Genomic DNA, 8,050 nt, shown 5'->3' on the forward strand with positions numbered 1-8,050 from the left:
ATTTGTCGTTATAATCATAATTACCTCCAATATCATCTTTGGTAATTATACATTAATATAACAAATAAATGTGCATTCTTAAATGATCATTTTTCTACATTCTTATCATATCATTTATACAATGTTTTTATGTGCTATAATTTCAAAGCCGATAGGGTATAGTAAGGCATGCTATTCTCCAAGATCCTATCGGCAATTCAAAACCTGCACATAAAATAAAAGAAGTCAAAGACATCCCCAAAGGAATGCCATATTTGACTTCTTTTAAATGGTTACTTATCAATAACTTTAATAATATAAAATCATTTAGATACATAAAAAAATAATCCGGTCGTTAAATTTCGTGATAGATAATTTATCGAGCGGATTATTTTTAGTTTGTTTCGTTGAATTTTGTTCTCAAAATTTATCGAAACTTCCTTCCCCACATTTATGTGTAGACCCCAAAGGAATACCTATAGCGCCCACCGGGTACCCTTATAAAGGACAAGCTGTTGCGTGTATATGTTCCTATAAAGGTGGTTGGAGCTTGCCGTAAAACACCTTTATAGGTTACATATACTAGCTATATTGCTTGTACTTTTTAGGGTGGTGGACCAGGCGCCATTATATCAATATCATATATAGCAATACTATATAGATAATAAATATAAACTTAAAAATTACGTCACATATATTAAAAACTTTAATCTAAAACATATCATCTTCTTAAACTCTAAATATAAAATACACTTTCTTAATTGCTTATAATTATACTTATAAGTAAATTATATTATATACAAACTTAATTGCTTAAAAGTATATAATTAAGATTTTAAATAATTATATAAATATAAAATTATGTTTATATATAAATATAATTTTATACTTATATATAAACTTATAATTATAATTGTTTCTCCAGAATCTTTGGCAGTGACCTATAATTCCTCCATCATAAGCTGCTGCTAAAGATGGAGGAGAAACTTCCTTGCCCTTTTCGAATAGGAGCTGTCTTAAAAGGAATACCAAAGCTCCAGCAGCTGGTATGAGAAAAGGGCCTATTATAAGACCCCAGAGTGAATTGCTTTCTACTTTGGACAAACATCTTTAATATGTAACTAGCTATGATTTATAAGAGTGTTTGGAGAACTCTTTGTCCAAAGTTTCCTTTACTCGCTAAACTGGAATTACATTTTAGGTATAGATGCAGTATAGAAACCCAATTTATGAAAATTATACCACTCTGCTATCCTTTCTTCACTTGCAACATTTAAGGCGAGCAAAATCTCTTTTGCAAATTCCATAGGTGCTGTGCCATTAGCTGTTATTACATTTTTATCCCTAACTGCCTGTTTCGCAATATACTTTGTTTCCCCTGTATAAATGGAACCAGCCCATTGTTTCAGGTCATTCAAATCATTACTTGTATGAATTACGTCATTCAAAACACCGACTGTACCTAAAAAAGCAGAAGCATCACAAATGCCGCCCAATACTTTTCCGTTTTGATAGCACTCCTCTACAAGTGTTTTGACCTGTTGTGCATTTTCATTTCTCCATGTCATTCCACCAATTAAAACTACAGCTTCATAATCCTTTGGAATAGATGCAATATCATAATCTGGCAATACTCTAAAGCCACCTATTGACTGAACAGCATCTTTCGATAACGATACAGTTTTTATCTCATACTGTCCCTGTCCTAACATCGTTATTGCGGATGTGATATATGCTGCTTCCCAATCTGCATATTGTTGCAAAATTACAAATAAAATTGTTTTTCTCATACTATTTTACTCCTTTACAAATTCCTATTTATCTACTAGCTCTTAAACGCTAATTTGTAATAATATACCTATATTATACACCAATAACTTTTCGTCCCAAATATCTTCTATTCATAACCACACCGGTTCTCTTCGTTCACCCCTGCTACTGCTCTATATAATCCCCATACTTATAAGCTTCCTTAAGCTTTATATATCTCATGTGCTGAAGCTAGGGCTAATCTCTTAAGACACATCAGATATATAAAAATATAATTTCTTATAAATATATAAATAACATTATATATAAACTTATTTTTAAAAAATCTTATTTGTTTATAATCTTATAAATATATAATTGAGCTTATATATAAATTTAATTGCTTATAATTATATAAATATATATATTATCCAAAATTATTGACAGTACCACAAATCTTCCTGTATTCTAAATAACAAAAAAAGAATGATCATTAAAGACCATTCTTTATATAAAAAGGAAAATGATTTGAAAAAAATTAACTATTATCATTAACTACAACTATAATATAACAATATATTGTGACAGTTATATGACCAATATATGAATTTAATATGACTTTAAAAAGTTACGTCACGTATATTTTTAAACTTACCTTTAAACTATATTACGGCTTTTTTAAGGTAATTTATCTTTCTTTACAATTTGAAATTTATACCCCTATGATAGTAAATACATCATAATTTTCAAAAATAGTTTTAGCCCAACTATCTACTTCTTTTATAGCCACCTTTATTTCTCCACCAATTTCTGATGCTCTAAAGCATATTTCATTCCATTGACTTAAAGTTATCTCTGTTTCTCCTGACTCATCATATGAAGGAACAACACTATAGAATAAATCTGCTAAATCTAAATTATAAAAAATATCATCGTGTATTAAAAGTGAATCTTTCTCCCAAAAAGAATCATTGAACTTTCCTTTCTGGAATTCATGATAACAGGTGCCTTTTCTCTCTAATTCAGTACAACAATATTTCATTAAACATCCTCCATATAAATTTTCTACTTAACTATTTAAAAAATGTATAACTAAAAATTGAACCATTTACACTCTCTATACTTCTCAGGAATATCTGCTTTTGAGTTAATCCATCCAATTGTTTCAATTAACACGGATGGCTCATCTGGAAAAATCCATGTGTTAACATATTCAATAAAGTCCTTTTCATTATAACAAATACTGCCACCTATGTGATATTTTTTTGCATATGAGCTTTGATATAACCATTTGTTACAGAAATCTATACAGTATTTTTTTAAGTTATTAGCCATTTCATCTGGAACTAAATAAACAGATGTATCACTATCAGCACTTAATAATACATATTTCAATTCAACTCACAACCTTACAAATTTATTAATAATCTTCATTATAAGTCCCTATTTTTTACTTGTTCTTAAATTCTCATTTGTAGTAATATATCTAAATTATATACTAATACATTTTTATCTCCAACTTTTTCTATTCATAATCGCAGCAGTTCTCTACCTTCACCCCTGCTACTGCTCTATATAATCCCTATCCTAATAAGCTTCCTTGCCCTTTTCGAATTCGAGCTTCCCTATTAAGGAATACCAAAGTTTCAGCAGCTGATATGAGAAAAGGGTCTATTATAAGACCCAAGAGTAAATTGCTATATACAGAGTTTTCTTCACACACTCTAGAATGTAGAAACTTTATTAAAACATATATATAATAAAGTTATTTTGGAAACTAAAGCTTACTGTATACCCAAAAATCTCTCAATTCACATCTATACTTTTTTGTTATTCTATTATTAAGTTGCTATCAAAGTCATTTCCGTTATAACATATCTTCACTTCTTCTCCAGATTCTTTTCTTACCTTTATCATTATTCTCTCATCTTTAAGTATAGTATCTGGCATATCAAAAGAATATGTAGTCTTATGGTTTCCTGTTCCAGTGGTAAATACATCTTTTGTATCTCTTGCTAATAGGGCAGCATTACTTCCATCAGACTTAACTTTATATATTTCAACAGATACTGCTGAATTTGACTTAGGTTCATCAGTCCATATTGATATATTCCATTTTCCTTTTGGGTAAATACCGTTTAATATAGTTGTATACCACCATCTTCCCATATTATCTAAATCTTTCACTGGTTGCCATCCTGTTGTTTTACTAGCTACCGTTTCCATAGTTTCTCCGGCAATACCACTACCATCCTTTACCTTACCACTTAACAAGTGCCACTTCTTATCTTGTATTACGTTAATTACTTCACTAGTATCTTCTTTAACTTTATTTCCTACATATAATTTTGTATCAAAATCATTTCCGTTATAACACATAGTAACATCATTACCAGAAACCTTATATATTTTTATCATTATTCTTTCATCATTACAACTTATTTTGTTTTCTCCAAATTCAAATTTAGTTATATGGTTTCCTGTTCCTGTAGTCGATACATCTTGTACTTTTTTACATATTAAATCTTCTTTTTTTCCATCATTACTAACTTTATATAACTCTACAACTACATTACTTTTTCCTTTTGGAACATCTGTCCATAAATTAAAACTCCAATTTCCGTCTATAATCACATTATTTAATTTATCCGTATACCAAAGCAACGGTGTTTCCTTGATTAACTTAACTGGCTGCCAGCCTGTTATACTTCCTGTTTCAATAGACATAGAACTATTTATTGTACCTAGTTCTTTTAACGGTTTATTTAATAAATGCCATGTTATATCGTTTATCTTTTCTTCCTTACCTTCTTCACTATTTTCACCAAATGATTTAACTATTTCATATACCTCTGTTACCGTTGACGATTCATTCATACCAGATTTATAGGCCTTAGCCTTTATTGTTGTATTGTTACTTATTTCTATAGGCTTTTTATATTCCTTTGAATTTTTATTTGGTTCACTTCCATCAGTAGTATATCTTATAATCGCTCCATCTGTAGCTGATGTTATTTTTATATTTTGATTTGTAGCATATTTGCCACCCTTAATATCAAAGATAGGTAAAGATACTTTTTGAACATCTTCAACTTTATCATCTTTTGACCCGTTATTTTCATTAGATCCACTGTCAATTACTTTACCTTTCTCATATACTCTAACGTAATCAACCATCATTTTAGCTGGGAACTTTGTATTTCCATTTGGTGACTGAGGCCAATTTCCCCCTACGGCTAAGTTAAATAAAATGAAAAACGACTTATGAAACTCATCTGTTCCGTTTATATTATTCTTAATATTAGCTTCAAGATATTTATTATCATCAACAAACCACTTTATAGATTCATCATCCCATTCAATTGCGTAAATATGATATTCTTCTATATCAGATTTAGTTCTACCAGTATAAGTTTGATATCCATTATAATCCCAATGTATAGTACCATGAATATTTTCCGCATTATTAACATGTTCCATAATATCTATTTCGCCACAAGTCGGCCATATATTAGAATCCATATTAGCACCTAACATCCAAAATGCTGGCCATAATCCTTGACCTTTAGGCATTTTCATCTTTGCTTCTATTCTGCCATATTTAAACTCTTGTAACCCCTTTGTTTTTATTCTTCCTGATGTATAACCCATTCCACCATATTCTTCTTTTTTTGCCTCTATAACTAAATGACCATTTTCAACTCTAACATTTTCATTTCTATCTGTATAATACTGAAGTTCATTGTTCCCCCAGCCATCTCCTCCAATATCATAAATCCAGTTATCTTTATTTAATGTATCACCATTAAACTCATCACTCCATACTAAATTCCATTGGTATTCTCCATATATAGATAATGGATATACAATACCAATAGCTACACTTAATGCTAAAATAATTACAATAACAATAGTTATAAATTTAGTTTTATTCATATTTCCCTCCATATTTTAAATAATTTAAAATGTATATTGGTATTATATCACATTAATGTATTGATATATAACAAAAAGTAAAAAAATATACTTTGTTGTCACTAATTGTATTAAATTTTGGTAAATAACCCAAATCTACTTTGGAGGTATTTTTTATGGTCAAACAATATAAATATTCTTTTGAAGACAAAATTTAGGCAGCAAAATATTACATCTCAGGAGTTAAAAGTTGCCGTCAAATATGCTTAGATCTACTCAAGTTTATACATGGATACATAAATATAAAGTTGATGGAAAAGATGGTTTAATAGATAAGCGTGGACATCATAAATCTGATGGTGAAATAGATGAATTAGAAAGACTTTGTAGAGAGAACATGTGTTTAAAGCGTCAGCTAGAATAAAAAGCTATGGTGGTAGAACTATTAAAAAAGTGAAGGAATTCAAAAGGAGGCGATTTTATCCCGTGGAAAATTAGAGCCTAAGTATTTAACTATTCAATATTTTTATAAAGTCAAAGATTGGAGTATCAATTGGATGTTCACTAAGTTAGAAGTTTCAAGATCCGGATATTATAAATGGTGCAATCGATACAAATGGAGTGTGTGAAGAAAAATTAAAAGATATAACTTCTCAATAGAGTGTGTGAAGAAAACTCTGTAAATAGCTTTCTATGATAATTATTTTAAAGGTATAGGCACCATAATTTAGTACTTATACCTTGATTACAATATAATAAATAAAAATATGCATGTCAAGAACACCCTTAAACGGGTGTATTTTTTTAAAGTGTAAAACCGGTAGGTTTATTCCGGTAATCTGCCTTCGTACATTATTGATAATTCTCCATAAACCTTACCCCAATTTCGTAATGGTAAATTCCACTTTTTTGTAGCTTCAAAAGTAGCTAAATACAAAGCTTTTAATAGTGCAGTATCACCCCTAAAATACGCTTCTTTGACGGTTTAATCTACGATATGTACTATTTAAACTTTCTATAGCATTTGTAGTGTAAATTACTTTTCTTACATCTGGAGAAAATTTAAATATAGGACTTATTACATCCCAATTTGTAGACCAACTTTTCATTGCATTAGGATAATGAGGTTGCCATTTTTCAGTAACTTCTAACATTCGAGTATGAGAAACTTCTTCTGAAGGGGCATGATAAATAGTTTTTAAATCTGCTGCAAAGGATCTTTTATCTTTATCAGCTACATATTTTAATGTATTTCTAACTTGATGAACAATACAACGTTGATATTCAGTATTGGGAAATGCTACATTGATAGATTCTTTAATTCCTGTAAGACCATCAGCACAAAGAATGAGTATATCTTTTACACCACGGTTTTTAAGCTCATTTAGCACACTAAGCCAGTATTTACTGCTTTCATTTTGTCCTACATGTATACTGAGAACTTCCTTACGCCCTTCTTCATTTATACCAAGAATAACATAAGCAGCAAGTTTTTTAATAACATGATTATCCCTAACAGAAAAGTGTACAGCATCTATATAAACTATCGGATATACTTCTGAAAGGGGACGATTTTGCCAACCTTCGATTTCAGGTAATAGCCTATCAGTTATATCTGAAACCATACCTTCACTAACTTCAAACCCATAAATATCTTCAGCTGATTGAATATCATATTCCTTAAGTAATGCAGCAATAATGTTCTTTTTTCCTTAACTCATTCTTTCTTTTCTTTTTCTCATAAAAAACAGCCTCCTATAATAATTTTATTTTATCATAGAAAGCTGTCATTTTTTTAATTTACAGATCCACTATTCTTTCTTCACTAGCAACATTTAAAGCAAGTAAAATTTCTTTTGCAAATTCCATATGTGCTGTACCATTAGCTGTTATTATATTTTTATCCCTAACGGACTGTTTCGCAATGTACTTCTTTTCTCCTGTATAAATAGAACCAGCCCATTGTTTTAAATTATTCAAATCATTACTTGTATGCGCTACTTCATTTAAAACACCGACTGTACCTAAAAAAGCAGATGCATCACATATACCACCTAATATTTTTCCTTTTTCATAACAATCCTCTACAAGAGTTTTGACCTGCTTTGCATTTTCATCTCTCCATGTCATTCCACCAATTAAAATTACAGCTTCATAATCATTTGGAATAGATTCAATATCATAATCTTGCAACACCCTAAATCCACCTATTGACTGAACAACATCTTTTGATAATGATACAGTTTTTATATCATACTGTCCCTGTCCTAACATAGTTATCGCAGATGTTATATAGACTGTATAGAATTACTCCTAAATGTCGATATTTAAAATATGAATTGGCATAGGGATATTCTGTTACTCCTTGTTGACCACTAACGTGGTACTTCTTTAAAAGAGTGTTTCC

General features: G+C 29.9%; 6 protein-coding genes and 1 pseudogene. 1 reads left to right on the forward strand and 6 read right to left on the reverse strand.

All coding sequences use genetic code 11. The annotated features are described in order from the left end of the window. Positions 1-1,169: 1,169 nt before the first annotated feature. The 4 genes from KQI30_RS15985 to KQI30_RS16000 all read right to left on the reverse strand — a co-directional run bounded on the left by KQI30_RS15985 (position 1,170) and on the right by KQI30_RS16000 (position 5,664). Positions 1,170-1,769, reverse strand: coding sequence for a type 1 glutamine amidotransferase family protein (locus tag KQI30_RS15985; protein WP_216464346.1), 600 nt, complete (start codon positions 1,767-1,769; stop codon positions 1,170-1,172). Positions 1,770-2,440: 671 nt separating this feature from the next. Continuing rightward, positions 2,441-2,770 carry a hypothetical protein gene (locus KQI30_RS15990; RefSeq protein WP_216464347.1) on the reverse strand — a complete coding sequence of 110 codons (330 nt, stop codon included), beginning with the start codon at positions 2,768-2,770 and terminating at the stop codon, positions 2,441-2,443. Between the two features lie 50 nt (positions 2,771-2,820). Next, complete coding sequence (locus tag KQI30_RS15995; protein WP_216464348.1) at positions 2,821-3,123, reverse strand: hypothetical protein; 303 nt, start codon at positions 3,121-3,123, stop codon at positions 2,821-2,823. Between the two features lie 435 nt (positions 3,124-3,558). Then, positions 3,559-5,664 (reverse strand): family 16 glycosylhydrolase, encoded by a 2,106-nt coding sequence (locus tag KQI30_RS16000; RefSeq protein WP_216464349.1) that lies wholly within the window; start codon positions 5,662-5,664, stop codon positions 3,559-3,561. 229 nt (positions 5,665-5,893) lie between these two features. Between KQI30_RS16000 and KQI30_RS16005 the strand changes: the two genes are divergently transcribed. Further along, positions 5,894-6,067, forward strand: a complete 174-nt coding sequence (locus KQI30_RS16005; protein WP_216464350.1) for a helix-turn-helix domain-containing protein — start codon at positions 5,894-5,896, stop codon at positions 6,065-6,067. A 402-nt stretch (positions 6,068-6,469) separates the two neighbouring features. On the opposite strand, the pseudogene KQI30_RS16010 reads toward KQI30_RS16005, so the two are convergent. Further along, a pseudogene (locus tag KQI30_RS16010) lies at positions 6,470-7,298 on the reverse strand (IS256 family transposase); the annotation flags it as partial. Between the two features lie 145 nt (positions 7,299-7,443). Then, positions 7,444-7,935, reverse strand: a complete 492-nt coding sequence (locus KQI30_RS16015; protein WP_367397872.1) for a DJ-1/PfpI family protein — start codon at positions 7,933-7,935, stop codon at positions 7,444-7,446. Positions 7,936-8,050: the final 115 nt, after the last annotated feature.

It is taken from the genome of Clostridium bornimense (assembly GCF_018917145.1).
Lineage (GTDB): Bacteria > Bacillota > Clostridia > Clostridiales > Clostridiaceae > Clostridium_AN > Clostridium_AN bornimense_A.

What these genes read in the sequence shown, in the direction of transcription:
- KQI30_RS16000 (WP_216464349.1), bottom strand. Translation starts at nt 5,664, where the DNA reads ATGAATAAAACTAAATTTATAACTATTGTTATTGTAATTATTTTAGCA.
- KQI30_RS15990 (WP_216464347.1), bottom strand. Translation starts at nt 2,770, where the DNA reads ATGAAATATTGTTGTACTGAATTAGAGAGAAAAGGCACCTGTTATCAT.
- KQI30_RS15985 (WP_216464346.1), bottom strand. Translation starts at nt 1,769, where the DNA reads ATGAGAAAAACAATTTTATTTGTAATTTTGCAACAATATGCAGATTGG.